We start from the raw sequence: 25,650 nt of genomic DNA, 5'->3' as shown, positions 1-25,650 counted from the left end.
CACAGTCGCGCCCGCACCCCCACATCACAGGACACGCACGTCGGGAGCCGTTGCATTGAAGGCGCTGGTCAAGCTGAAGGCGGAGCCGGGACTCTGGCTCACGGACGTGCCCGAGCCGGAGACCGGCCCCGGAGACGTACTGATCAAGGTCAAGCGGACCGGTATCTGCGGGACCGACCTGCACATCCGCTCCTGGGACGGCTGGGCGCAGAAGACGATCGCCACGCCGCTGACCATCGGCCACGAGTTCGTCGGCGAGGTCGTCTCCGTCGGTCGTGACGTCGCCGACATCGCCGTCGGCGACCTGGTCAGCGGCGAGGGCCACCTCGTCTGCGGCAAGTGCCGCAACTGTCTGGCGGGGCGCCGTCACCTCTGCCGCGCCACCGTCGGCCTCGGCGTCGGCCGCGACGGCGCCTTCGCCGAATACGTGGCGCTGCCCGCCTCCAACGTGTGGGTGCACCGCGTCGCCGTCGACCTCGACGTCGCCGCGATCTTCGACCCGTTCGGCAACGCCGTGCACACGGCGCTCTCCTTCCCGCTCGTCGGCGAGGACGTCCTCGTCACCGGCGCGGGCCCGATCGGCATCATGGCCGCCGCCGTCGCCAAGCACGCCGGTGCCCGCAACGTCATGATCACCGACGTCAGCGAGGAGCGCCTCGCCCTGGCGCGCAAGACGGGCGTCACCCTCGCCCTGAACGTCGCGGAGCAGACCATCGCCGACGGCCAGCGCACCCTCGGACTCAAGGAGGGCTTCGACGTCGGCCTGGAGATGTCCGGCAACGCGCACGCGATGCGCGACATGGTCGCCAACATGACCAACGGCGGCAGGATCGCCATGCTGGGCCTGCCCAGCGAGGACTTCGCCGTCGACTGGGCGAAGATCGTCACCTCCATGATCACGGTCAAGGGCATCTACGGCCGCGAGATGTTCGAGACCTGGTACGCGATGTCGGTGCTCCTGGAGGGCGGTCTCGACCTCGCCCCCGTGATCACCGGGCGTTACGCGTACACCGACTTCGAGGCCGCCTTCGACGACGCGGCCTCCGGCAAGAGCGGCAAGATCATCCTCGACTGGACTGCGGGAGCCTGACCCATGTTCGATTCCGTACGCGACGACATCCGCGCCACCCTCGACGAGATCCGGCAGGCCGGGCTCCACAAGCCCGAGCGCGTGATCGGCACCCCCCAGTCGGCCACCGTCGCCGTCACCGCGGGAGGCCGCCCCGGCGAGGTCCTCAACTTCTGCGCCAACAACTACCTGGGCCTCGCCGACCACCCCGAGGTGATCGCCGCCGCCCACGAGGCGCTCGACCGCTGGGGCTACGGCATGGCCTCCGTCCGCTTCATCTGCGGCACGCAGGAGGTGCACAAGGAGCTGGAGGCCCGCCTGTCCTCCTTCCTCGGCCAGGAGGACACGATCCTCTACTCCTCCTGCTTCGACGCCAACGGCGGTGTCTTCGAGACGATCCTCGGCCCCGAGGACGCCGTCATCTCCGACGCCCTCAACCACGCCTCGATCATCGACGGCATCCGCCTCTCCAAGGCCCGCCGCTTCCGCTACGCCAACCGCGACATGGCCGACCTGGAGCAGCAGCTCAAGGAGGCCACGGAGGGCGGCGCCCGGCGCAAGCTCATCGTCACCGACGGCGTCTTCTCCATGGACGGGTACGTCGCCCCGCTCGACGAGATCTGCGACCTGGCCGAGCGCCACGACGCCATGGTGATGGTCGACGACTCGCACGCCGTCGGCTTCGTCGGCCCCGGCGGCCGAGGCACCCCCGAGCTGCACGGCGTCATGGACCGCGTCGACATCATCACCGGCACCCTCGGCAAGGCCCTCGGCGGCGCCTCCGGCGGCTACGTCGCCGCCCGCGCCGAGATCGTCGCCCTGCTGCGCCAGCGCTCCCGCCCGTACCTCTTCTCGAACACCCTCGCCCCGGTGATCGCCGCCGCCTCCCTCAAGGTCCTCGACCTCCTGGAGTCCGCCGGCGACCTCCGTGACCGGCTGCGCGCCAACACGGAGCTCTTCCGGACCCGGATGACGGCGGAGGGCTTCGACATCCTCCCCGGCGACCACGCCATCGCCCCCGTCATGATCGGCGACGCGTCCGAGGCGGGCCGCATGGCCGAGCTGCTCCTGGAGCGCGGTGTGTACGTGATCGGCTTCTCGTACCCGGTCGTGCCGCAGGGCCAGGCCCGGATCCGAGTGCAGCTCTCCGCCGCCCACTCCACGGACGACGTGAACCGCGCCGTCGACGCGTTCGTCGAGGCCCGCGCCGCCCTGCGCGGCTGAAACGGGGGCCGGTCCCGCGGCCTGGGCGGTTGAGGCGGAGCCGGTTCCGCGGCCCGCGCGGCCGGCGGCGGAAGCAGGGGTCCGGTCCTGCGAGACTAGGGGCATGATCGAAGCGCGGCGGTTGCACATCCTCCGTGCGGTGGCCGACCACCGCACGGTCACGGCGGCGGCCGCCGCGCTCTATCTCACCCCCTCCGCCGTCTCCCAGCAGCTCGCCGCCCTGGAGCAGGAGACCGGCCACCGCCTGGTGGACCGCAGCGCCCGCGGCGCCCGTCTCACCCCGGCCGGCGAGATCCTGCTCAGCCACGCCAACGCCGTCCTCGCCCAGTTGGAGCGCGCCGAGTCCGAACTCGCCGCCTACAGCTCCGGCGAGGCCGGTACGGTCACGGTCGCCGCCTTCGCCACCGGCATCGGGCTCGTGGTGGCCCCCGCCCTCACGGCCCTGGCCCGCACCGCGCCCGGCATCCGGGTCCGGGTGCGGGACGCCGAGGGCGACGAGAGTCTGCTCATGGTCCTCGACCGGCAGGTGGACGTGGCCGTCGCGGTCGAGTACCGGGGCGCTCCGGGCGAGGACGACGCCCGGCTCACCCGGGTCCCGCTGTACGCGGAGCCCTTCGACGCGGTCCTGCCGCCGGGCCACCCGCTGGCGCACCACGAGCGGGTCGCGCTCGCCGACCTCGCCAAGGACACCTGGATCGGCCAGTCCAGCGGCAACCCCTGCCATGACGTGACCGTCCTTGCCTGTGAGTACGCGGGGTTCGCGTTGCGTCTCGAGCACTCGTCCGACGACTTCCGCGCGGTCGTCGCCCTCGCGGCGGCGGCCGCGGGCGTGGCGCTCGTGCCGCGTTCGGCCCTGCGCGGCATGGAGCTCTCGGGCGTGGAGGTCCGCCCGATCGACGGCGTCGCCCCGACGCGCAGGGTCTTCGCCGCCGTCCGGCGCGGAGCGGAGGAGCACCCCCTGATCAGCCCCGTACTGACCGCCCTGCGCACGGCGTCGGACACCGGCGCCTGAGGGCAGCACGCCGACTGCCGCACCCCGCCCTCGGCCGACGGGCGGTCCGTCCGCCGGCCGAGGAGATCGACCCGTCTACCAGATCGTGGTGAAACCGAGGCGGAGCCTCTCCTCGTCGGTCGCCACGGCGAGGGAACCGGCCTTCACCGCGGCCGCTTCGGTCTCGGTCAGCGCCGTCCCGAAGAGCCGTACGTCGTCCAGGGTGCCCCGGAAGAGCTGCGCGACCCCGGCCGGCTGGTTGGGGAAGTCCGGCCGGGCACCGATGTGGATGTTGAACTCGGCGCCCGGGGTGAGGTTCCGTTCCGCCGCCGAGGCTCCCGCCGGCATGATCGCGGTGGCCGGAGCGGCCCCGTCCACCGCGAGGCTGAGGGTCGGACCCTGGCGGGTGAACACGACGTGGTGCCATGCGCCGTCGTTGTACGAGGACGGGAGCGTCACCTCGGTGGAGCCGATGTCCGTGCCGACGGTGGCGCGCAGGACGTCGCCCACGCCGGGTTCGGCCCGGACCGAGAAGTGCCGGCCCTTCTTCGAGGGGTCGGTGCCCGGCATCCCGTACGCCCACACGATCGGCAGCGTGCCGGTGGTGGCCGAGTGCCGGAACCAGGCCGTGACGGTGAAGTCCTTGTCGTCGACCCGCAGGGACGGCGAGCAGACGAGGCGCAGGTAGTCGTCCTGGCCGTCGAACTCCATGGCCATGCCGTCGAGACGCGTTCCGAGCTGGGCCCCGCCGTGGATGACGGCATGGTTGCCGGCCTCGCCGGAAGGCCGTTCGCGGGTGTCGGCCGTGCGCGGGCGGCGCAGCTCGGTGCCGGCGGCGTCCATGTCCTTCTCGGTGAAGGCCGTGAAGACGACGTTGCCGTGCGGGATGTTCCCGGCCGTCTCGTACAGGACGCCGATGGAGCCGTTGGCCAGCACTGTCAGATCGGAGTACCCGGTGCGGGCCGCCGAGACCAGGGTGCCGACGGTCTCCCAGGTCTTCCCCTCGTCGTAGGAGGAGCGGATGGCCAGTTCGCGCCGGTCCTCCAGCGGGCTGGGGCCCAGCCGGGAGGCACCCGAGTACAGCAGCCGGTCGGGCTTCTCGTCCTGGTCCCCGGCGTGCAGCCGCAGCAGCGACCCGAACACCGGGGAGGTGTCCAGGTTGCCCACCGGGGTGAAGGGGGCCGCGAAGGAGCCGCCGCCGTCGGTGCTGACGGTCTTCAGCCGGTGCTCGTTGGTCAGGCAGCGGGTGGGCTCGGAGTTGCGGGCGTTGACGTAGACGTCACCGTCGACGGTCTGGGCGACCGTCAACTCGCCCGGGAACGACCCGGTCTTGGGTGCCTCGGAGCTGGCGCCGAGCTTCCAGGTGAGGCCGCCGTCGTCGCTGAAGTACAGCTGGCCACCGGCGGTCGTGTCGCCGCCGGCCGTGTGGTCGCCCGGGACGATCAGCCGGCCGTGGTGGGGCCCGCGGCTGAGCTGGATGCCGTGACCGGGACCGGTGGAGACCCAGCCCCAGCCGGTGGCCTTGAGCTGCGGCTGCGGCACGCCAGGGGACCAGGTCACTCCGCCGTCCATGCTGTGGACGGCGTGGACGGTGCGGGGGAAGCCGTTGCGTTTGGGGTTGGCCTCGTCACGGTTCCAGTCGCTGCTGGAGTACAGCAGGGTGATCCGCCCGGTGACGGCGTCGACGACCGGCGCGGGGTTGCCGTGCGCGAGCTGGTCGGAGCCGCCGACGACGATCTGGAGGGGCTGCCAGGTCGCGCCCCCGTCGAGGGACCTCTTGAGTACGAGATCGTTGTCACCGACGTCGTGGCAGCCGGTCGTGGTCAGCCGGGTGCGCCCTTCGGCGAAGGCGAGGAGGACACCCTTCGTGCTGGTGACGAGGGCCGGGATGCGCGTGCAGTAGTAGTTCTCCCGCGCCTTGAACGGCGTGTTGGACACCTGGGTGGTGAGCGACGCCGTCGTGGTCGTCGTGGTCGTCGTGGTCGTCGTGGTGGTCGCCGACGCGGACGCGCGCGACGGCGGCGTGACCGCGAGGACGACCGCGGCCAGGACGGCGAGGGAGAGCGCGCACAGCCACGCGGACAGTGCGAAGCGGCGCGCGCCCGGTGGACGGCGCTCGGACAGGGGCAGCATGAAGGGACACCTCGTGGAGAAGGCGATGGGGAAGGGTCGTGGCGCGGCTGGGCCTCGAAGCGGTTGTGCCGTTCGTCAGCGGGCCGGTGGCGACGGCCCCCGCGGGCTGGAAGGGCACCGCTGACGGGCGACACGACAGACGCTCGCCTACGCGTTCGTCTCATCCCCCCGGTGAGATCTTCCCGCCAGGACAGTACCCCATGTGATCACATGTGCGCGGTCCGCACCGGTGGTCGGCGGCGTGTTCGATCGGCCGGCCGCTCAGTCGGCCGATCTGCTCCAGCCGTTCGCCTCGATCCGCGTCCTGTCCGCCGGACGCGCCTCGTCGAACACCACGCGCTCCGCCCGGTCGAGAAGCCGCAGTCCGTCCACGTACACGCCCCGCCCCACGTACCGCCGGTCCGTGGTGTACCGCCAGCGCAGGAGCACGTCCCCGGGCAGCGGCGCGGACACGGTGTGCCAGACGCGGCCGGACCAGCCGCTGACCGCGCCCGTCGGGTGCGCGGTGTGCCCGTCGGTGGTGAAGGGCACCGGCTGCCAGGTCGTGCCGCCGTCGGCCGAGGACTCCAGGACGGCCGGGTCGACGCCCGGCTCGGTGTCCCACCACAGTGCGCACTCCAGGCGCGTGGCGTCCGCCACGTGAGGGAGCGTCAGCGTGACGGTCGTGCCGCTCTCCATGCCGGAGAACCAGGCCGTACGGCCCCTGGCCGGCCGTACGGGCACGGCCCTCGCCAGCCGGTTCGCGGTGGCGACGCGCGGCGCGGAGCCGGAGCGCCAGGAACGCACCGGGTGAACGGAGTTGCCGAGGACGATCAGGAACGCGTCGGTCGTCGGGTCCAGGACGAGGCTGGTGCCGGTGAAGCCGGTGTGCCCGGCCGTCCGGGGAGTGGCCATGGCACCCATGTACCAGTGCTGGTGGAGCTCGAAGCCGAGCCCGTGCTCGTCGCCGGGGAAGGCGGTGTTGAAGTCGGTGAACATCAGCTCCACCGAGGCGGGGGAGAGGATGCGGGCCCTGCCGTACGCCCCGCCGTTGAGCAGCGTGCGGGCGAGGATCGCGAGGTCCCAGGCGCGGGAGAAGATCCCGGCGTGGCCGGCGACCCCGCCCAGGCTGTGGGCGTTCTCGTCGTGGACCTCGCCCCACACCATGCCCCGGTCGAGGCCGGACCACGGCGGCCGGGCGTCCTCGGTGGCGGCGATCTCCGGCCGCCAGGAGAGCGGCGGATTGAAACGAGTGCGGTGCATCCCGAGCGGAGCGGTGATCTCGTCGTGGAGCAGGACATCCAGACCGAGACCGGTGATCTCCTCCAGGATCAGCTGAAGCGTGATCAGGTTCAGATCGGAGTAGAGGTACGCGGAGCCCGGCGGGTTCGCCAGGGTCTCGGCCCAGAGCCGCCGCAGCTTCCCCTCCCGCGTCGGCTCCCGGTACAGCGGGATCCAGGACCGGAACCCGGAGGTGTGGGTGAGCAGCTGCCGGACGGTGACGTCCCCCTTCCCCCCGCCGCCGAACTCCGGCAGGTAGGCGGTGACCTTCGCCTCCAGTTCGAGCGCCCCGCGCTCGATCTGCTGCACCGCCAGGATCGAGGTGAACAGCTTGGAGACCGACGCCAGGTCGAAGACGGTGTCCTCGGTCATGGGGAGCTGTTTCTCCGGCGGCAGCTCCACACCCGTGTCGGTCTTCTCGTCGTACGCCGCGTACCGCACGGCCATGCCGATCGGCCGGTGCAGCGCGACCGTCCCGCCCCGTCCGGCGAGCAGCACGGCGCCCGCGTACCAGGGGTGGGCGGGGGAGGGACCGAGGAAGGCCTCGGCGTCCGTGACCAGCCGGTCGAGGTGCTCGGGCAGGAGTCCGGCCCGCACGGCGGACCCGCGCCGCAGGGTGGTCCGCCGCGCCCCGGCGCCACCGGCGCCACCGGTTCGGCCGGAGCTGCCGGTGCCCTCGGGGCCCGGTTCCGGGGCGGCCGCGGCGCCCGGAATCGTACCGATCATCAGCGCGCCTCCCAGGGCGAGGACACCGCCGCCGAACGCGCGGCGGCTCGGACCCCGTCCCTTCCTGGACTCCTCCGTCATGCCCACCCTCTCCCACAGCTCCCTGAAAGAAAACTTCGGCCACACCGGAAAGACTGAAACTTTCTACCGGAGGGCGGGTGACTCGCGGAAGCGCGCGCCACCGCAAAGAATCTGACGCACCATCAGGAAAACTCTTCCCTCCGTCGCGCCGCTGCGGCATCCTGCGCCCATGAAGACGGAGCTGAGTCGCACACTGGGGATCGAGCACGCCATCTTCGGCTTCACGCCCTTCCCCGCGGTAGCCGCCGCACTCACCAGAGCCGGCGGGTTCGGCGTCCTCGGCGCGGTCCGCTACACCGCCCCCGACGACCTCGCCCGCGACCTCGACTGGATGCAGGAACACACCGAGGGACTGCCCTACGGCCTCGACGTCGTGATGCCCGCCAAGAAGGTCGAGGGGGTGACCGAAGCCGACGTCGAGGCCATGATCCCGGAGGAGCACCGGGCGTTCGTCCGCGCCACCCTCGCCAAGCACGGCGTCCCCGAACTCGCCGAGGGAGAGGCCTCCGGCTGGCGCATCACCGGCTGGATGGAGCAGGTCGCCCGCAACCAGCTCGACGTGGCCTTCGACTACCCGATCAAACTCCTCGCCAACGCCCTCGGTTCCCCGCCCCCGGACGTCGTCGCCCGCGCCCACGACCACGGCGTCCTCGTCGCCGCCCTCGCCGGCAGCGCCCGCCACGCCCGCCACCACGCCGAGGCCGGCATCGACATCGTCGTCGCCCAGGGCTACGAGGCGGGCGGCCACACCGGCGAGATCGCCTCCATGGTCCTCACCCCCGAGGTCGTCGACGCCGTGTCCCCGCTGCCCGTGCTCGCCGCCGGTGGCATCGGCAGCGGCGAACAGATCGCCGCCGGACTCGCCCTCGGCGCCCAGGGCGTCTGGCTCGGCTCGATCTGGCTCACCACCACCGAGGCCGAGCTGCACTCCCGCGCCCTCACGGCCAAACTCCTCGCCGCCGGTTCCGGCGACACGGTCCGCTCCCGCGCGCTGACCGGCAAGCCCGCCCGGCAGCTCCGCACCGAGTGGACCGACGCCTGGGACGACCCGTCGGGGCCGGGCACGCTCCCCATGCCGCTCCAGGGCCTCCTCGTCGCCGAGGCCGTCTCCCGTATCCAGAAGTACGAGGTCGAGCCGCTCCTCGGCACCCCCGTCGGGCAGATCGTCGGCCGGATGAACTCCGAGCGCAGCGTCCAGCAGGTCGTCGACGAGCTCACCCGCGGCTTCGAGAAGGCCGTCGACCGCGTCAACCGCATCGCCGGACGGAGCGCACGGTGAATCAGAGTCCCACCGGCTTCTGGGCCCAGGCCGCCGCCGACCCCGGCCGCACGGTCCTCGTCGCACCCGACGGCGAGGAGTGGACCGCCGGCCGGCTGCACACCGAGGCCAACCGCCTGGTCCGCGGGCTGCGCGCCGCCGGTCTCGAACGCGGCGACGCCTTCGCCGTCGTCCTGCCCAACGGCCCCGAGTTCTTCGCCGCCCATCTCGCCGCCACCCAGGCCGGGTTCTACCTCGTCCCCGTCAACCACCACTTCGTCGGACCCGAGATCGGCTGGATCGTCGCCGACTCCGGCGCCAAGGTCCTCCTCGCCCACGAGCGGTTCGCCGAGGCGGTCACCCTCGCCGCCGACGAGGCCGGGCTCGCCGCCACCCACCGGTACGCCGTCGGGACGGTGCCGGGCTTCCGCCCGTACGCGGAACTGCTCGAGGGCCAGGACGGGGCGGCGCCCGCCGACCGCACCCTCGGCTGGGTCATGAACTACACCTCCGGCACCACGGGGCGGCCCCGGGGCATCCGCCGCCCGCTCCCCGGAAAGCTTCCGGAGGAGACCCATCTCGGCGGGTTCCTCGGCATCTTCGGCATCCGGCCCGCCGACGGGAACGTGCATCTCGTCTGCTCGCCGCTCTACCACACGGCCGTGCTCCAGTTCGCCGCCGCCGCTCTGCACATCGGACACCCCCTCGTCCTCATGGACCGGTGGACGCCCGAGGAGATGCTCCGGCTGATCGACCGGTACGCCTGCACCCACACCCACATGGTCCCCACCCAGTTCCACCGGCTCCTCTCCCTCCCCGAGGAGGTGCGGGAGCGGTACGACGTCTCCTCGATGCGCCACGCCCTCCACGGCGCCGCCCCCTGCCCCGAGCACGTGAAGCGGGCGATGATCGACTGGTGGGGGCGCTGCGTCGAGGAGTACTACGCCGCCAGCGAGGGCGGCGGCGCCTTCGCGACCGCCGAGGAGTGGCTGAAGAGGCCCGGCACGGTCGGCCGGGCCTGGCCCATCAGCGAACTCGCCGTCTTCGACGACGACGGCACCCGGCTGCCGCCCGGTGAACTCGGCACCGTCTACCTGAAGATGAACACCGGCGGCTTCCAGTACCACAAGGACGAGGCGAAGACGGCGAAGAACCGCATCGGCGACTTCTTCACCGTCGGCGACCTCGGCGTCCTCGACGAGGACGGCTATCTCTTCCTCCGCGACCGCAAGATCGACATGATCATCTCCGGCGGGGTCAACATCTACCCGGCCGAGATCGAGGCCGCGCTGCTCGCCCACCCCGCCGTCGCGGACGCCGCGGCCTTCGGCATCCCCCACACCGACTGGGGCGAGGAGGTCAAGGCCGTCGTCGAGGCGGCCGAGGGACACGAGCCGGGGCCGGCGCTCGCCGCCGAGATCCTGTCCCACTGCGCGGACCGGCTCGCCGGCTTCAAACGCCCGAAGTCGGTCGACTTCGTCCCGGTCATGCCCCGCGACCCCAACGGCAAGCTCTACAAGCGCCGCCTCCGCGACCCGTACTGGGAGGGCCGCGACCGCCCGCTCTAGACCGCCCGCTCCGGACCCCGCCCGGCGTGTTCGGGTTAGGGTACGGCGGCAAGTGGTCGGAGGAGATGCGTGGAACAGCGGGTACGGATACACCAGGTCCGGGTGGACGGCCGCGAGGTCAGGGTCATCAGGCCGGCTCCGGCCCCCGCGCGGCTGTCCCTGCGCGACGACGGCCACTGGCTGTCGATGTACGCGGACCGGGGCGGCGCCGACCGGCTCGCCGCCCTGTGGGCGCTGGCCGCCCGGTCCGCCCGGTCGCTCGTCCACCTGCCGATCCGGACCGATCCGGCCCCCGACGGCCTCACCGGCGACGGCGAACCGGTCTCGCTCGACCTGGTCCTGGTCCACCACAGCCTGCAGTTCCCGACGGCGTCGTGGAAACGGATCCGGTCCGGGCTCGGTCCCGGCAGGCCGCACACCGCGCGCACACCGGACCGTGACGTCCCCGACGAGAGCGCCGTCGACCACCGGCGGCGGTACCACCCGACGTACCGTGACCACCTCGGCTTCGACATCGCCGCCCACACCCTCTTCGTCGTGGGCAGCCCCACCGCGTTCCGTGAGCACGGCGCCGCGCTGCACGGCCTCGCCGACCGGGCCGCGTCCCGGCTGCGCCGCTATCCGGGCGCCGGTCACTTCTGCGTGGAGCTCACCTCCGGCCCGTGGTCCCGGCCACTGACGCGCCGGCACGTACCCGGCACCCTGCACCTCCAGTACTGCGAGGACTGGCGCGTGTGACGGAGGGGCCGGGAGCGGCCCCATGGCTCCTGCGGACCCGGCGGCGGACGCCGACGCACGAACGAAACGGACGAAAGCCTGCTTTATGGCAGGATGCGGATCATGAGTTCGAGTACGGCGTCGACGGCACGGCAGTGGACCACCTGGGGGCCGGTGGTGGCGGCGCTTGCGCTTGCGGCGGCCTGGGGGCGGGATCTCCCGGGTTTCGCCGTCGTGCTCATCACGCTCTGTCTGGTCGCCGCCGTCCTCGCGGCGGTCCACCACGCCGAGGTGATCGCCCACCGCGTCGGCGAACCCTTCGGCTCGCTCGTCCTCGCCGTGGCGGTCACCGTCATCGAGGTCGGACTCATCGTCACACTGATGGCGGGCGGCGGCGAGAAGACCTCGACCTACGCGCGCGACACCGTCTTCGCCGCCGTCATGATCACCTGCAACGGCATCGTCGGCCTCTCCCTCCTCGTCGCCGCGCTCCGCACCAGGGTCGCGGTCTTCAACGCCGAAGGCTCGGGCGGCGCACTCGCCACCGTCTGCACCCTGGCCACGATGACGCTGGTCCTGCCCACCTTCACCACCAGCGAGACGGGCCCCGAGTTCTCCCCCGACCAGCTCGCCTTCGCCGCCGTCGCCTCCCTCTGCCTGTACGGCGTGTTCGTCGGCGTCCAGACCGTACGGCACCGGGACTACTTCCTCCCGGTGCCCCGGCCGGGTCACGAGTCCGAGGAGGAGCACGCCGAGCCGCCGACCAAGAGCGAGGCCTGGACCAGCCTCGGCCTGCTGCTCGTGGCCCTCGTCGCCGTCGTCGGCAACGCCAAGCTGATCTCGCCGACCATCGAGAACGGCGTCGAGTCGGCGGGCCTGCCCAAGGCGGTCGTCGGCGTCGTCATCGCCCTGATGGTGCTGCTGCCCGAGACCCTCGCCGCCGTCCGCGCGGCCCGCCGGGACCGTGTGCAGACCAGCCTCAACCTCGCGTACGGCTCCGCGATCGCCAGCATCGGACTGACGATTCCGGCGATCGCGCTCGCCTCGATCTGGCTGTCCGGGCCCCTCGTGCTCGGCCTGGGCCCGCTCCACATGGTCCTGCTCGTGCTGACCGGTGTGGTGAGCGCCCTGACCGTGGTGCCCGGACGGGCCACCCTGCTCCAGGGCGGCGTCCATCTCGCGATCTTCGCCGCCTTCGTCTTCCTGTCGTTCAGCCCCTGACGAGGGGCTGCCGAAGAATCGTTCAGCCCCTGACGACCACCACCCGCAGCGCCGGCGAGCGCAGGATGTCCTTCTCGCAGAACCGTGAGGTCACCCAGCGCTCGCCCGCGTACAGCCGGGTCTGGTCGCTGTAGTGCGGCGACGCCGGGTTCGACGACTGGGAGTACGAGAGCAGGGTGCGGGCCACCGGGCACCGGCCGCCGTCCCAGCCCACCGCCTGGACGTGGCTGGTCCCGTGCGCGACCTCCGTGTAGCCGCCGCCCGCCGCGTCCCACACGGGCTCGGTCTTGTTCCAGATGCCGAGCGCCTCGGTGCCACCGCCGATCGGGTGCCGCTCCCCGTTCCGTACGACGAACTGGTGGGCGCCGAGCGGCGCGTCCAGCGGGATCCCGGCGGCCCGCAGCTCCTCCGCCGCGTCGGTCAGCGCCTTCGCGAAACCGGGCGTCGCCGTGTTCAGGGTGTGCGGGGTGCGGACCGGGTCGGCCGGCGAGAACGGCACCTGCCACTGGTCGGCCGGCTTCACCGTGCCGGTGAACTTCCGCCAGAACCGGTCGAAGAGCAGCGCGCCCCGGCTGTCGGCGTTCACCGTCCGGTCCCAGGCACCGATCACCCGGCAGACCTCCGGGTCCCCGGGCAGGGCGGACGCGCAGGCCTTCGCCGTGTCGGCCGCCGCCATGTCACCGGCCGGCGCCCGGTTGGCGAACTGCTGGCGCTGGAGGTCGGCCACCGTGAGCCCGCCGCGTTCCGCCATCGCCGTCACGTCCTCGACGCCGCCCCGGGTGCGGAGCGAGCGGGAGGTCGCGACCGTGCCGAAGATCCGCTCGTAACCGGTCAGCGGCCGGTCGGCGTTGGTCAGCCAGGCGCTGTCGTTGGAGTTCTCGACGTACGGGGTGTCCCGCAGCACCGGCATCCGGGCCGGGCCGAAGATCCCCGGCTGCACCGCGTCCGGGTCGGAGCCGAGCGCGCAGTCCGCGCGCGAGCCGTCGAGCACGGCGACACCCGAGGACGGGTAGGTGGCCCGGCCGAGCGGGGTGGAGCAGCGGGCGGCGAGCTCGTCGGTGATCCGGGGGAGCACCTGGGACTGGCTGAAGTACGAGTGCCCCGCCGAGTCGGCCGCGATCGTGTTGACCCAGGGCAGCCCCTGGGTGCGGCGCAGCGTGTCGGCGACGTCCCGCGTCGAGCGGGCCTTTCCGAAGCCGAGCGCGGTGTCGGAGCCGCGCAGGTTGGCCGCGTTGGGGTCGTTGAGCGCGTACGCCGTGGTCGCGGTCCACGGCAGCGGCAGCTGCGCGCCGAGCCCGCCGACGACCGGGCCGTACCGGGTCCACCACTGGGTACGGGTGACGGGCGCGCCGCCCTTGACGGCCACGGTCACCGTGCGCGGGGTCATCCGCTCGGGCTTCCCGTCCACCAGGTACGAGGTCGGGTCGCCGGGCACGAGTGCCAGCTGGTGCAGGTTGAGCGTGACGCCGGTGGCGACGGTGTGGCTCCAGGCCACCTTGTCGTTGAAGCCGATGTTCACGACGGTCGTCCCGAGGAGCGAGGCACCGGAGACGTTCAGCTCGCCGGGGATGGTCTGCTGCGACTGCCAGAAGCGCCTGCCCCCCTGCCAGGGGTAGTGCGGGTTGCCCAGGAGCAGCCCGCGCCCGTTCGCCGTGGTGGCCCCGGAGAACGCGACGGCGTTCGAACCCATGGTGGCGTTCTCGGCGGCGAACAGGTCCCGGGCGGCGGCCGCCGTACGGTCCGGGTCGGGTGCCTGCCCGGGCGCGCCCGTGGGAGCGGCCGGCGGCCGGGCGGCGGTGATGCCGTCGACGGCTCGGCCCTGCCCGCCGAGCACCGACACGGCGAAGCCGCGCCGGGCCACGTCGAGCGCGGTCACCGGACGGACCCAGTCGGCCCCCGCGCAGGCGGGATCCGATATCCGGTTCTTCCGCAACCAGGCGTTGTACCCGGCCGCCCAGCCGCGCATCAGCTCCTTGAGGTCGCCGCTCGGCCCGGCCGGCGCGGGGGTCGCGAGCAGCCCCTCGACCGTCCCGGCCTCCTTCACGCCACGGAAGTACAGGTCGCTGGAGAGGTTCGTGGTGGCGGAGGAGAGCGAACCGTCCGTGGCGGCGTCCGGACCGAAGTGCCGGGAGCGTTCCCCGTTCACGGTCAGGAAGCCGTCCGCGAGCGTGCAGACCTGGTCGGCGGCCTGGGCCCAGCCCGTCCCGAAGCCGAGGTTCGCGTAGTCCTTGGCCACGATGTGCGGGATGCCGTACTCGGTGTACCGGATGACGGCCGACAGGCCCCGGTCGGAGGGGTGGTGACCCCGGCCCCCGGAGTCGGCGGAGGCCGCCCCGGGAAGCGAGGCGGTGACGACGGCGAGTGCCGCGCCGGCGAGCGCCAGGTGTTTCAGACGGGTGCGGAGATGCAACGTTTCTCCCAACGGACTTGTGAGCACTGTGGGTTGGACCATGCACCCAGGTGCGCGCCCCCTTGTCAACATCCCGTTCGGTATCCGAGGTCCGGGCATGTACGGAGAGCCGCACGGCACTTGACCTTCCGCCCTCTCCACGCCGAGGATCACCGCATGGACCGACTCCCCAGCCGTACCGTCGACGGTTTCCTGCGCGCGAGCGCCCGGCGCGTCCCCGACCGGATCGCCGTCCGCTACGCCGACCGGACCTGGACGTACGCGGAGCTGGACGCGGCCGTCTCCACCGCCGCCGCCGTCCTGCGGGAGCGACGGCACGGCCTCGCCCTGCCGGAGTACGCCCGGGTGGCGACGTACGGCCACAACTCGGACGCCTACCTCATCGCGTTCCTCGCCTGCGCCCGGGCCGGACTGATCCACGTGCCGGTCAACCACCACCTGACGGGCGAGGACCTGGCGTACGTCCTGGAGCAGTCGGACAGCTCCCTCGTCCTCGCCGACCCCGCTCTCGCGGACCGCGTCCCCGACGGCTTCGCGGTCAAGGCGCTTCGGGACGCCCCCGGTTCATTCCTCGACGCGCTCGCCGAACCGGAGACGTACCTCACCGACCGCGACGCCCGCGACATCGCCCAGCTGCTCTACACCTCGGGCACCACCGCCCTCCCCAAGGGCGCGACGATGACCCATCTGGCGCTCGCCCACGAGTACGCGAGCGCCGTCGAGGCCCTCGACCTGCGCGAGGACGACCGGCCCGTGCACGCGCTGCCGCTCTACCACTCGGCCCAGATGCACGTCTTCCTGCTGCCGTACCTCGCCGTCGGCGCCGAGAACACGATCATCGACGGACCCGATCCGGCCGTCCTGTTCGACCTGATCGAGGCGGGCCGGGCCGACAGCCTCTTCGCCCCGCCGACCGTCTGGATCGGCCTCGCCAACCACCCCGACTTCGCGACGCGCGACCTGTCGGCCCTCCGCAAGGCCTACTACGGGGCCTCGATCATGCCCGTGCCCGTCCTGGAGCGACTGCGCGCCCGGCTGCCCGGCCTCGCCTTCTACAACTGCTTCGGCCAGTCGGAGATCGGCCCGCTCGCCACCGTCCTCGGCCCCGACGAGCACGAAGGCCGGATGGAGTCCTGCGGCCGTCCTGTCCGTCACGTCGAGGCCCGCGTCGTCGACGAGAACGGCGACGACGTCCCCGACGGCACCCCCGGCGAGATCGTCTACCGCTCCCCGCAGCTGTGCGACGGCTACTGGCGCAAGCCCGAGGAGACCAAGGAGGCCTTCCGCGGCGGCTGGTTCCACTCGGGCGACCTCGCCGTCCGTGACGCCGAGGGCTACTACACGATCGTCGACCGGGTGAAGGACGTCATCAACTCCGGAGGAGTGCTGGTCGCCTCCCGGCAGGTCGAGGACGCCCTCTACACCCATCCGGGCGTCGCCGAGGTGGCCGTGATCGGCCTCCCCGACGACCGCTGGATCGAGGCGGTCACGGCCGTCGTCGTCCCGCGCGGCGAAGTCACCGAGGCCGAACTCCTCGCCCACGCCCGGGAGAACCTCCCGCACTTCAAGGCCCCCAAGCGCGTCCACTTCACGCCCGGACTGCCGCGCAACGCCAGCGGCAAGATCCTCAAGCGCGAACTCCGCGACCGCTTCGCCGACGGGTCCACTACTCCCCCCGCAGGTCCACGATCCGCTTGATCTTGCCCACCGAACGCTCCAGCGTCTCGGGGTCGACCACCTCGACCCCGACCGAGACACCGATCCCGTCCTTGACCGCCGCCGCGATCGCTCCGGCCGCCGCCGCCCGCTCCTCGCCCGTCGCTCCCGCCCGCGCCTCGGCGCGTACGGTCAGGGCGTCGAGCCGCCCCTCCCGGGTCAGCCGCAACTGGAAGTGGGGGGCCACGCCCGGGGTGCGGAGCACGATCTCCTCGATCTGCGTCGGGAAGAGGTTCACCCCGCGCAGGATGATCATGTCGTCGCTGCGCCCTGTCACCTTCTCCATCCGCCGGAACACCCGCGCGGTCCCCGGCAGCAGCCGGGTCAGGTCACGGGTCCGGTAGCGGATCACCGGCATGGCCTCCTTGGTGAGCGAGGTGAAGACCAGCTCCCCCTCCTCCCCGTCCGGCAGCGACTCGCCCGTGAACGGGTCGACGACCTCCGGGTAGAAGTGGTCCTCCCAGATGTGCAGCCCGTCCTTGGTCTCCACGCACTCCTGCGCCACGCCGGGCCCGATCACCTCCGACAGGCCGTATATGTCGACCGCGTCGATCGCGAACGCCTCCTCGATCTCCTTCCGCATCGCCTCCGTCCACGGCTCGGCGCCGAAGACGCCCACCTTCAGGGAGGTCGACCGCGGGTCCACGCCCTGCCGCTCGAACTCGTCGAGCAGCGTGAGCATGTACGAGGGGGTCACCATGATGATCTCGGGACGGAAGTCCCGGATGAGCCGCACCTGCCGGGCCGTCATGCCGCCCGAGGCGGGGATCACCGTGCACCCGAGCCGCTCCGCGCCGTAGTGGGCGCCGAGCCCGCCGGTGAACAGGCCGTACCCGTACGCCACATGGACCTTGTGCCCGGGACGGGCGCCGGCCGCGCGCAGGGACCGGGCCACCACGTCCGCCCACATGTCGAGGTCGCCCTCGGTGTAGCCGACGACGGTCGGCCGGCCGGTGGTGCCGCTGGAGGCGTGGACACGGCGGATCCGGTCCTGTCCGACGGCGAACATGCCGAAGGGATAGTGGTCGCGCAGGTCCGCCTTGGTGGTGAAGGGGAAACGGGTCAGGTCCGCGAGCGTCCGGCAGTCGTCCGGTGTCACCCCGGCCGCGTCGAAGGAGCGCCGGTGGAAGTCCACGTTCTCGTACGCGTGGCGCAGGGTCGCGCGCAGCCGCTCCAGCTGGAGCGCCGCCAGCTCCTCGCGTCCGAGCCGTTCGCCGCTGTCCAGCAGTTCCGTCATCGCGCCACTCCTCCACGGTCGTAAAACGGACTACCGATCATTCGGTAGATCCGTTCCGGGCCAGTAAAACCGGAGGCACCCGGGGGTTGGCAAGGGGGCTGACGGACTTTCCCCGCAGCTCCTGACGGCCGGTCGAGGGCCGTACGTCACACCTCGGGGTGTCTTTCACGGCTCCGCGGGCGAGGAGTCCCGCCCGGCCGGGAAGCCTTGGCCGGCCGAGGTCCGCCCCTTGGCCGGCCGAGGTCCGCCCGGTCTCGGTGCCGTCGCCCCGGTTCCGGCTGGCGGCCCGCCCGCGCGCCCGGACGAAAGTGACCGTCATGCCCCGCCCGCACCGCCCCGCAGCCGCCGCCCCCGAGGGGACGGCGCCGTGACCACCACCACCGACGCCGACATCCCCCAGGTCCGCTTCTGGGCCGTCCCCGACCTCACCGGTCTCGACTTCGACCCGCTGCTCGCGAAACTGCTGCACGAGGACCCCGTCACCCGGGTTCGGCTGCCGCACGGCGAGGGGTACGCCTGGCTCGTCACCCGCTACGAGGACGTCAAGTTCGTCTCCGTCGACCCGCGCTTCAGCCGCCAGGCCGTCTGGGGCCGCTCCATCACCCGCGTCGCCCCCACTTCATCCCCATGGAGGGCGCCGTCGGCTTCGCCGACCCGCCGGACCGCACCCGGATGCGCCGCGTCGTCGCCCGCGCCTTCAGCGCCCGCGCCCTGCGCGCCCTGCGCGACCACGCCCAGAACGTCATGGACGGGCTCCTGGACCGGGTCGAGGAGCACGGCGCTCCCGTCGACCTGATGGAACTCGTCAACCGGCCGTTCCCGCTCGCCATGGTCAGCGAACTCATGGGCGTGCCCGAGGGCGACCAGCCGCTGATGGCCGGCTGGTCCGACACCTTCATCTCCGCCGCCGGCCGGGAGGCCAGCGAGCAGGCCAAGGCCGACATGGGCCGCTACTTCACCGAACTCGTCGGCCGCAACCACGGCACCGGCAAGGAGACCCTCGCCGCCGCCCGACCACGAGCGGTACTTCGAGGAACTCGTGGAGATCCTCGGCTCGGGCGGCGAGGTCGACCACCAGGCCGTCGAACGGCTCCGGGTCCGCTACGACATCGAACAGATCACCCCCCTCCGGCACGACGCGGGAAGACCCGTCGTGGGCCGGTAAACCCGTTGCCGCAGGTCGGACGCGGTGCTGGAGTGGCCCCCATGGAACCCCAGCACCTGCGTGACCTGTACGACCGCCAGCTCCGCCGCGAAGCCCGCCCCGACGGGCCCGGCTGCCGGGTCGAGCGCGTCGGTGACGTCGTCCGGCAGACCGGACCGGAGCACGCCTGGAACGGCGTGCTCTGGTCCGGCCTCGACGCGACCGGCGCCGATGACGCCATCGCCGGACAGATCGACCACTACCGCGCCGCCGGCCTGCCCTTCGAGTGGAAGCTGTACGCCCACGACACCCCCGCCGACCTCGGAGACCGGCTCCTCGCCGCCGGCTTCACCGCCGAGGACCCCGAGACCCTGATGGCCGCCGAAGCCGCGTCGCTGCCCCAGGACGTACCACTGCCGGAAGGCGTCGAACTCCGCGCCGTCACCGACGAGGCCGGGGTGCGCCAGGTGGTCGAGGTCCACGAACGCGCCTTCGGCACCGACAGCACCCACATCGGCCGCCAGCTCCTCGACCGTCTCGCGGCCGACACCGACACCGTCACCGCCGTCGTCGCCCTCGCGGCCGGCGAACCCGTCAGCGCGGCCCGCCTCGAACTCTGTCCCGGCACCGACTTCGCCGGCCTCTGGGGCGGCGGCACCGTCGAGGGCTGGCGGGGCTGCGGCCTCTACCGCGCGCTCGTCGCCCACCGCGCGCGCCTCGCGGCCGAACGCGGCCACCGCTACGTCCAGGTCGACGCGGCCGACACGAGCCGCCCGATCCTCCAGCGCCTCGGCTTCCTCACCCTCTCCACCACGACCCCGTACACGTACGCCGGGTAGAACGCCACGCGCCGTTCAGGCCGCCCAGTGCGCGGGGCGCTCGAAACCCTCCGGGAGGCGGGTGCCGGCGTTTCCGCGCGCCGCGTTCAGCTGGGGCTGCGTCAGGAACAGGGCGCCGGTCAGATCGGCCCCCGACAGATCGGCGTCCCGCAGGTCGGCGCCGATCAGATCCGCGAGCGACAGATCCGCCCCCGTGAGATCGGCGGCGATCAGCAGCGCGCCCCGCAGGTCGGTGCCGCGCAGCTTCGCGCCCCGCAGCCGCTTCCCGATCAGGTCCGCTCCGCGCCGGCTCCTCGGCTTCCCGCCCGCCGTCGCGCGGACCAGCTCGCTCGTCCGCAGCAGCAGCCGGTTCACGTCGGCGCGGACCTCGGGCACCCGCAGCGCCTCCAGCGTGTCCGCCGAACCCCGGGCGAGCCCCTCGACACGGTCGAGCGCCACCCGCAGCTCGGCGTGGACCGGCCCGGCCGCCGGCCGGTCCAGCGCCTCGGTGAGATACCGCAGCAGCTCGTGGAGCTGGCGCATCACGTAGAACACGTCGTACATCCGGCTCGCGGTCTCCGGCGCCTCGCGCCAGGACACCCCACCGAAGGTCACCTGGGAGACCCGCTGGCCCGCACCGAAGCAGTCGTACACCGTGCACCCCTGGAAACCGCTGGGCCGCAGCTTGGTGTGGATGCCGCAGCGGAAGTCCTCCTGGAGGTTCCGGCAGGGCTTGCCGGGAGCCTTGTCCACGGCGAAGTCGGCCGACTTCGCGAAGGGCAGCGCCACACAGCACAGGCCGAAGCAGTTCGCGCAGTCGCCGCGCAGTGCGGGTTCCCCGGTCTCGGGCACGGTGAAACGGTTCCTTCGCTGATCGGGGACGTTCCGTCCACCGTATCGCGCCCTCGGCGAAACCGATTGCGGAGATCGTCCGGCGCCGGTGAGGATCGTCGCCATGCCGACGTTCACGACGTACGACGGGACCGAACTCGCCTACCGCGTCCACGGGGAGGGCGAGCCGCTGGTGTGCCTGGCGGGCGGACCGATGCGCGACGCCGACTACCTCGGAGACCTCGGCGGACTCGTCGCCCACCGCTCCCTGGTCCTCCTCGACGCCCGCGGCACCGGGGCGAGCGCCGACCCCGCCGACCCCGGTACGTACCGCTGCGACCGGCAGGTGCCGCCTGCCTGCTCGCCCAGCGGGAGCCGGAGCTGATCGGCCGGCTCGTCCTGGAGGAGCCCCCGGCGTTCGTCCCGCTCGACCCGCCGCGTCCGCCGGCCGTCCGCCCCGAGGGCCCCCTCGGCTTCGACTGGGAGATCGTCCCCGCCACCGACGCCCAGCTGAACGCCCCCGACCCGGCCTGGCGCGCGGGGCTGTCCGCGATCACGGCCCCCACCCTCGTCCTCGCGGGCGGCCCGAGCAGCCATCTCCCCCAGGAGCACCTGTCCTCGCTCGCCGCACGCATCCCCGGCGCCCGCGGCGTCACGATCGAGGCGGGGCATCTCGTCCACACGGACCGGCCCGGAGAATTCCTGGCGGCACTGAGGGAGTTCGGACTCCGAGCCCTGCCCTCGGGGGATCCTGTGCGGTGAACCACGGCGTGGTGACGCGCCGCCGTGAACCGTCTGCCGCCGGGTCGGTGTCGGTGACCGGCCGACGGCGCCGGGCGTCTCAGCGGCGGTCGCCGGAGTCCTCGACCGGCCGGGCGAGCGGGGCGAGCGCGGGAGCCAGCTCCCGCCATTCGGCTTCCGGCAGAGCGGTCGGGTCGGCGGTCAGCACCTGGAGGCAGACGTGGTCGGCGCCGGCGTCGAGGTGCTGCCGGACGCGCCGGAGGACCGTGTCGACGTCGCCGTACGCGACGATCGCGTCGACGAGCCGCCGGCTCGGGCGGCCGGCGAGCTCCTCCTCCCCGAAGCCGAGCCGGCGCAGGTTGGCCCGCTGGTGCGCGGCACCGGAGGTGTAGCCGGCGACGTGCGCGGTCGCGGTCTCACGCGCCCTGGCGCGGTCGGGGTCCAGAACGACGGCCTGTTCGACGCCGAGGAAGGCCGCGGGGCCCATGATCCGGCGGGCGCGTGCGGTGTGCTCGACCGGTACGAAGTAGGTGTGGGCGCCCCAGGTCCGTGCGGCGGCCAGTTCCAGCGTCTTGGGGCCGAGGGCGGCCAGGACCCGCCGGGGCGCGGGGTCCGGTACCGGACCGTGGGCGGGCGAGGCGTCCATGGAGTCGAGGTAGGAGCCCAGGGTGGTGACGGCGCGGGCGCGGGTCGGCACGGGGTAGCCGTCGACGTGGTGGACGGTGGCGTCGACCCGATGGCCGCCGAGACCGAGGACGTACCGGCCGGGGAACGCGTCGCCCAGGGCGCGTTCCGCGGCGGCGAGCGTGTTCGGTTCCCGGAAGGCGATGTTGGCGATGCCGGAAGCGACGGTGATCCGCCGGGTCGCCGAGAGCAGCAGCCACGCCTGGCCCACGGCGTCGCGGCCGAACCCCTCGCCGTACCAGAGGGCGCCGTACCCCAACTCGTCGAGTTCCGCGGCCGATTCCCTCACCCGTCCGGCGGGCTGTCCTTCGTAGGCGAAGGTCCAGATCCCGATCCGTCCGGGTCCGCCGCGTTCGTCGCCGGTCATGCCGCCCCCTCGGTCACTTACCGGAGAGGTTCTCCGGTTCCTGGGCGGTACGATACGGAGAACCTCTCCGTTTGGCCAGCCGGGGTACGACGGGCCGGCCACCGCCGCACGACCGAAGGGCACGACGATGCCGACCGACCAGGGGCGTGGCGCCGCCGCTCCGGAGCCGCGGCGCACCGACGCGCGCCTCAACCGCGACCGTCTCGTCGCGGCGGCGCACGAGGAGTTCGCCGCGTCCGGCCCCGGAGCCTCGCTCAACCGGATCGCCCAGCGGGCGGGCGTCGGCCCCGGCACCCTCTACCGCCACTTCCCGAACCGTCAGGCGCTCCTGGCCGCCGTGCTCACCGACCGGATCGGACGCCTGTGCGCGCAGGCGGACGCACTGCCGGACACGGAGGGGCCCGACGAGGCCCTGGCGCGGTGGCTGGGCGCGCTCCTGGAGCACGCGCGGCTCAACCAGGGCATGGGGAGCGCGCTGATGGTCGAGGGGCCGGACGGCACGGGTCCCGACTGCCGCCGGATCATCGTCGACGCGGCGGCCCGGCTGCTCGCCCGGGCCCAGGCGTACGGCTCCGCCCGCGCCGGCCTGGACGCCGACGACCTGGTGCGGCTCGTCGTCGGCATCGCGCTCGCCACCGCGCACGGCGGCGACGCCGAACAGCCCGGCCGCCTGCTGGCCCTCGTCCTCGACGCGACGGCCGCCCGGCCGGACACACCCTAGGACCCGGCGCCGCCCTGGTTCGTGCCCGTACCTGTACCCGTACCCGAAGCGGCCGCGTCCACGGCCACCGAGCGGGCCCAGCGGTAGTCCGCCTTGCCGCTGGGGGAGCGCTGGATCCGGTCGGTGAGGACCAGCTGGCGGGGCACCTTGTACCCGGCGAGGCGGGGGCGGCAGTGGCTCTGCAGGGCCTCCAGGTCCAGCGGCGGGGCGTCCGCGCGGAGCTGGACGACCGCGGCGACGTGGTTGCCCCAGCGGGCGTCGGGCACTCCGGCGACCAGCGCGTCGTACACGTCGGGATGGGACTTCAGGGCCTGCTCCACCTCCTCCGGGTAGACCTTCTCGCCGCCCGTGTTGATGCACTGGGAACCGCGCCCCAGGACGGTGACCACTCCGGCCTCGTCCACGGTCGCCATGTCCCCGAGGAGCACCCACCGCGTCCCGTCCCGCTCGAAGAAGGTCTCGGCGGTCTTGGCGGGGTCGTTGTAGTAGCCGAGCGGCACGTGGCCGCGCTGGGCGAGCCGGCCGGTCTCGCCGGGGGCGACCGGGGCACGGGTCGCCGGGTCGACCACCTGGGTGCGCTCGTTGACGTGCAGCCGGAAGCCCCTGGCGGGACCGGAGTCGTCGGTCGCGCGGCCGTTTGAACCCGACTCGGTGGAACCGAAGTTGTTGAGCAGCAGGACGTTCGGCATCAGCTCCTGGAGCTGGGCCCGTACGGTGTCGGACATGATCGCCCCGGAGGAGGAGAGGCTGAACAGGGCCGAGAGGTCCGTGCCCCTCAGCGGCCCGCGCAGCGCGTCCACGAGCGGCCGCAGCATCGCGTCCCCGACCAGGGAGATGCTGGAGACCTTCTCCTTCTCCAGGGTGCGCAGGACCTCCTCCGGGACGTACTTGCGGTGCAGGACGACCCGCTGCCCGTAGTGGAAGGCGATGAACGCGGTCAGCGTGGACGTGCCGTGCATGAGCGGCGGCGCGGGGAAGAAGGTGATGCCGGCGCCGCCGGCCGCGACCCGGTCGGCCAGCTCCTCGGGGCGCTTCACGGGCTCGCCCGAGGGGTCCCCACCGAAAAGACCCGCGAAGAACAGGTCCTCCTGGCGCCACAGGACGCCCTTGGGCATCCCGGTCGTGCCGCCGGTGTAGATGATGAAGAGGTCGTCGGCCGAGCGGGGCCCGAAGCCGCGCTCCGGCGAGCCGGCGGCCTCCGCCCCGGTGTACGGCACGCAGTCGAGGGCGGCCGACCCCTCGGCCGGGGTCCCCACCCGCACGAGGTGCCGCAGCTTCTCCGTCTGCGGCAGCGCCGCCGCGACCCGGTCGGTGAACTCGGCGTCGAAGACGAGCGCGGCGAGGTCGGCGTCCCGGTAGAGGTAGACCAACTCCTCCTCCACGTAACGGTAGTTCACGTTGACCGGCACGATCCGCGCCTTGAGGCAGGCGAGGACGGTCTGCAGGTACTCGACGCCGTTGTAGAGGTGGAGCCCGAGGTGTTCGCCGGGCCGGATGCCCGCGTCGATGAGGTGGTGGGCGATCCGGTTGGCCGCGGCGTCCAGCTGGGAGTAGGTGAGCCGCCGTTCCGCGCCCGTGCCCGGGTGGTCGACGTACACCAGCGCCTCGCGGTCGGGAACCACGTCGACGACCGATTCGAACAGGTCGGCAAGGTTGTACTCCACCGTTCCTCCTGACCCCGGTTCGCACTGACTCGGGCGGTCATTAGAGCGCCGTACGCCGACGAGGGGAAGAGCTCGCACAGAAGAATCTGACTATGTGTCAGAAAACTATTGAACTGGGCCCCGGGCTACTGCAACCTGTTCCAGAACTGGAGACGGGAGACCCCCATGGGTGGCACCGAACACCTCGACGTGCGGCGCGAAGGCGCCACGCTCGTCCTCACCTTGAACCGGCCCGAGGCCAAGAACGCCCTCTCACTGCCGATGCTCGTCGGCCTCTACGACGGCTGGCTGGAGGCCGACGCCGACGACGGCGTCCGCTCGGTCGTCCTCACCGGCGCGGGCGGCGCCTTCTGCGCCGGCATGGACCTCAAGGCCCTGGCCGGCAAGGGAATGGAGGGCGAGGGGTACCGGGACCGGCTGAAGGCCGACCCCGACCTGCACTGGAAGGCGATGCTGCGCCACCACCGCCCCCGCAAACCCGTCATCGCCGCCGTCGAGGGGTACTGCGTCGCCGGCGGTACCGAGATCCTCCAGGGCACCGACATCCGGGTCGCGGCCGCCTCCGCCACCTTCGGCCTCTTCGAGGTCCGGCGCGGGCTCTTCCCGATCGGCGGCTCCACGGTCCGCCTGCCCAGGCAGATCGCCCGCACCCACGCCCTCGAAATGCTCCTCACGGGCCGCCCGTACACCGCGGAGGAAGCCGCCCGCATCGGACTCGTCGGACGCGTCGTCCCCGACGGCACCGCGCTCGACGCGGCCCTCGACATCGCCGACCGGATCAACGCGTGCGGGCCCCTGGCGGTCGAGGCGGTGAAGGCCTCGGTCTACGAGACGGCTGAGATGACCGAGACGGAGGGGCTGGCCGCCGAACTGAAGCGGGGGTGGCCGGTCTTCGACACGGCGGACGCGAAGGAGGGGGCGAGGGCGTTCGCGGAGAAGCGGGCGCCGGAGTACCGGCGGGAGTGAGCCTTTCCCCGCCCCGCCCCTTCCCGAAACCGGGGGCTCCGCCCCGGACCCCCGCGCCTCAAACGCCGGCGGGGCTGAATCTTCAGCCCGTCCGGCGTTTGAG

At 72.7% G+C, this 25,650-nt stretch carries 20 protein-coding genes and 1 pseudogene; 14 read left to right on the top strand and 7 right to left on the bottom strand.

Features of this window, described 5'->3' with window-relative positions; genetic code table 11:
• The first annotated feature begins 55 nt into the window (after positions 1-55).
• The 3 genes from tdh (at position 56) to ACFWUY_RS35430 (ending at position 3,305) form a co-directional block, all read left to right on the top strand.
• A complete protein-coding gene (gene tdh, locus ACFWUY_RS35440; RefSeq protein WP_384119610.1) occupies positions 56-1,090 on the top strand; it encodes an L-threonine 3-dehydrogenase in 1,035 nt (344 codons plus the stop codon).
• A gap of 3 nt (positions 1,091-1,093) precedes the next feature.
• Entirely contained in the window at positions 1,094-2,293 is a 1,200-nt protein-coding gene (locus ACFWUY_RS35435) for a glycine C-acetyltransferase (RefSeq protein WP_384119607.1), read from the top strand.
• Positions 2,294-2,396: 103 nt separating this feature from the next.
• The gene (locus ACFWUY_RS35430; protein WP_384119603.1) at positions 2,397-3,305 is read left to right on the top strand and encodes a LysR family transcriptional regulator; all 909 of its coding nucleotides are present in this window, start codon (positions 2,397-2,399) and stop codon (positions 3,303-3,305) included.
• A 75-nt stretch (positions 3,306-3,380) separates the two neighbouring features.
• On the opposite strand, the gene ACFWUY_RS35425 is transcribed toward ACFWUY_RS35430, so the two are convergent.
• Positions 3,381-5,417 carry an exo-alpha-sialidase gene (locus ACFWUY_RS35425; protein WP_384119598.1) on the bottom strand — a complete coding sequence of 679 codons (2,037 nt, stop codon included), beginning with the start codon at positions 5,415-5,417 and terminating at the stop codon, positions 3,381-3,383.
• 261 nt (positions 5,418-5,678) lie between these two features.
• Positions 5,679-7,484: a serine hydrolase gene (locus ACFWUY_RS35420; protein ID WP_384119594.1), complete on the bottom strand. Its 1,806-nt coding sequence runs from the start codon at positions 7,482-7,484 to the stop codon at positions 5,679-5,681.
• 169 nt (positions 7,485-7,653) lie between these two features.
• On the opposite strand from ACFWUY_RS35420, the gene ACFWUY_RS35415 reads away from it, so the two are divergent.
• The 4 genes from ACFWUY_RS35415 to ACFWUY_RS35400 all read left to right on the top strand — a co-directional run bounded on the left by ACFWUY_RS35415 (position 7,654) and on the right by ACFWUY_RS35400 (position 12,248).
• Complete coding sequence (locus tag ACFWUY_RS35415) at positions 7,654-8,763, top strand: NAD(P)H-dependent flavin oxidoreductase (protein ID WP_384119589.1); 1,110 nt, start codon at positions 7,654-7,656, stop codon at positions 8,761-8,763.
• A complete protein-coding gene (locus tag ACFWUY_RS35410; RefSeq protein ID WP_384119586.1) occupies positions 8,760-10,310 on the top strand; it encodes an acyl-CoA synthetase in 1,551 nt (516 codons plus the stop codon). The genes ACFWUY_RS35415 and ACFWUY_RS35410 overlap by 4 nt, the downstream gene beginning before the upstream one ends.
• Before the next feature lie 69 nt (positions 10,311-10,379).
• Positions 10,380-11,048, top strand: coding sequence for a hypothetical protein (locus ACFWUY_RS35405; protein WP_384119582.1), 669 nt, complete (start codon positions 10,380-10,382; stop codon positions 11,046-11,048).
• A 102-nt stretch (positions 11,049-11,150) separates the two neighbouring features.
• Complete coding sequence (locus ACFWUY_RS35400) at positions 11,151-12,248, top strand: calcium:proton antiporter (protein WP_384119579.1); 1,098 nt, start codon at positions 11,151-11,153, stop codon at positions 12,246-12,248.
• Positions 12,249-12,270: 22 nt separating this feature from the next.
• On the opposite strand, the gene ACFWUY_RS35395 is transcribed toward ACFWUY_RS35400, so the two are convergent.
• Positions 12,271-14,700, bottom strand: coding sequence for a penicillin acylase family protein (locus ACFWUY_RS35395; protein ID WP_384119576.1), 2,430 nt, complete (start codon positions 14,698-14,700; stop codon positions 12,271-12,273).
• 114 nt (positions 14,701-14,814) lie between these two features.
• Here ACFWUY_RS35395 and ACFWUY_RS35390 point away from each other — a divergent pair, with 114 nt between their 5' ends.
• Positions 14,815-16,356 (top strand): fatty acyl-CoA synthetase, encoded by a 1,542-nt coding sequence (locus ACFWUY_RS35390; protein WP_384119573.1) that lies wholly within the window; start codon positions 14,815-14,817, stop codon positions 16,354-16,356.
• On the opposite strand, the gene paaK is transcribed toward ACFWUY_RS35390, so the two are convergent.
• The gene (gene paaK, locus ACFWUY_RS35385) at positions 16,325-17,611 is read right to left on the bottom strand and encodes a phenylacetate--CoA ligase PaaK (RefSeq protein WP_384119570.1); all 1,287 of its coding nucleotides are present in this window, start codon (positions 17,609-17,611) and stop codon (positions 16,325-16,327) included. The two genes, ACFWUY_RS35390 and paaK, sit on opposite strands and share 32 nt — an antisense overlap.
• 367 nt (positions 17,612-17,978) lie before the next feature.
• Between paaK and ACFWUY_RS35380 the strand changes: the two genes are divergently transcribed.
• The 3 genes and pseudogenes from ACFWUY_RS35380 to ACFWUY_RS35370 all read left to right on the top strand — a co-directional run bounded on the left by ACFWUY_RS35380 (position 17,979) and on the right by ACFWUY_RS35370 (position 19,594).
• Positions 17,979-18,407 carry a hypothetical protein gene (locus ACFWUY_RS35380; protein ID WP_384119567.1) on the top strand — a complete coding sequence of 143 codons (429 nt, stop codon included), beginning with the start codon at positions 17,979-17,981 and terminating at the stop codon, positions 18,405-18,407.
• Between the two features lie 201 nt (positions 18,408-18,608).
• A pseudogene (locus tag ACFWUY_RS35375) lies at positions 18,609-18,776 on the top strand (cupin); the annotation flags it as partial.
• Positions 18,777-18,817: 41 nt separating this feature from the next.
• Positions 18,818-19,594, top strand: a complete 777-nt coding sequence (locus ACFWUY_RS35370; protein WP_384119643.1) for a GNAT family N-acetyltransferase — start codon at positions 18,818-18,820, stop codon at positions 19,592-19,594.
• 15 nt (positions 19,595-19,609) lie between these two features.
• Here the strand turns inward: ACFWUY_RS35370 and ACFWUY_RS35365 are convergent, their stop codons facing one another.
• Positions 19,610-20,425 (bottom strand): pentapeptide repeat-containing protein, encoded by an 816-nt coding sequence (locus tag ACFWUY_RS35365; RefSeq protein WP_384119564.1) that lies wholly within the window; start codon positions 20,423-20,425, stop codon positions 19,610-19,612.
• Between the two features lie 103 nt (positions 20,426-20,528).
• Between ACFWUY_RS35365 and ACFWUY_RS35360 the strand changes: the two genes are divergently transcribed.
• On the top strand, positions 20,529-20,789 hold the full coding sequence (locus tag ACFWUY_RS35360) for an alpha/beta fold hydrolase (RefSeq protein ID WP_384119561.1): 261 nt from the start codon (positions 20,529-20,531) through the stop codon (positions 20,787-20,789).
• A 456-nt stretch (positions 20,790-21,245) separates the two neighbouring features.
• On the opposite strand, the gene ACFWUY_RS35355 is transcribed toward ACFWUY_RS35360, so the two are convergent.
• On the bottom strand, positions 21,246-22,196 hold the full coding sequence (locus ACFWUY_RS35355) for a TIGR03620 family F420-dependent LLM class oxidoreductase (protein WP_384119556.1): 951 nt from the start codon (positions 22,194-22,196) through the stop codon (positions 21,246-21,248).
• A gap of 127 nt (positions 22,197-22,323) precedes the next feature.
• On the opposite strand from ACFWUY_RS35355, the gene ACFWUY_RS35350 reads away from it, so the two are divergent.
• Entirely contained in the window at positions 22,324-22,917 is a 594-nt protein-coding gene (locus ACFWUY_RS35350) for a TetR/AcrR family transcriptional regulator (RefSeq protein WP_384119553.1), read from the top strand.
• On the opposite strand, the gene ACFWUY_RS35345 is transcribed toward ACFWUY_RS35350, so the two are convergent.
• Positions 22,914-24,581: an acyl-CoA synthetase gene (locus ACFWUY_RS35345; protein ID WP_384119550.1), complete on the bottom strand. Its 1,668-nt coding sequence runs from the start codon at positions 24,579-24,581 to the stop codon at positions 22,914-22,916. The genes ACFWUY_RS35350 and ACFWUY_RS35345 overlap by 4 nt on opposite strands.
• Before the next feature lie 165 nt (positions 24,582-24,746).
• Here ACFWUY_RS35345 and ACFWUY_RS35340 point away from each other — a divergent pair, with 165 nt between their 5' ends.
• Positions 24,747-25,547: a crotonase/enoyl-CoA hydratase family protein gene (locus tag ACFWUY_RS35340; RefSeq protein ID WP_384119547.1), complete on the top strand. Its 801-nt coding sequence runs from the start codon at positions 24,747-24,749 to the stop codon at positions 25,545-25,547.
• Positions 25,548-25,650: the final 103 nt, after the last annotated feature.

The organism is Streptomyces sp. NPDC058664, assembly GCF_042716635.1.
In the GTDB taxonomy this organism is placed as follows: domain Bacteria; phylum Actinomycetota; class Actinomycetes; order Streptomycetales; family Streptomycetaceae; genus Streptomyces.
Note: the sequence above shows the minus strand (reverse complement) of the source record. Positions and strands in the feature narration are given on the sequence as shown.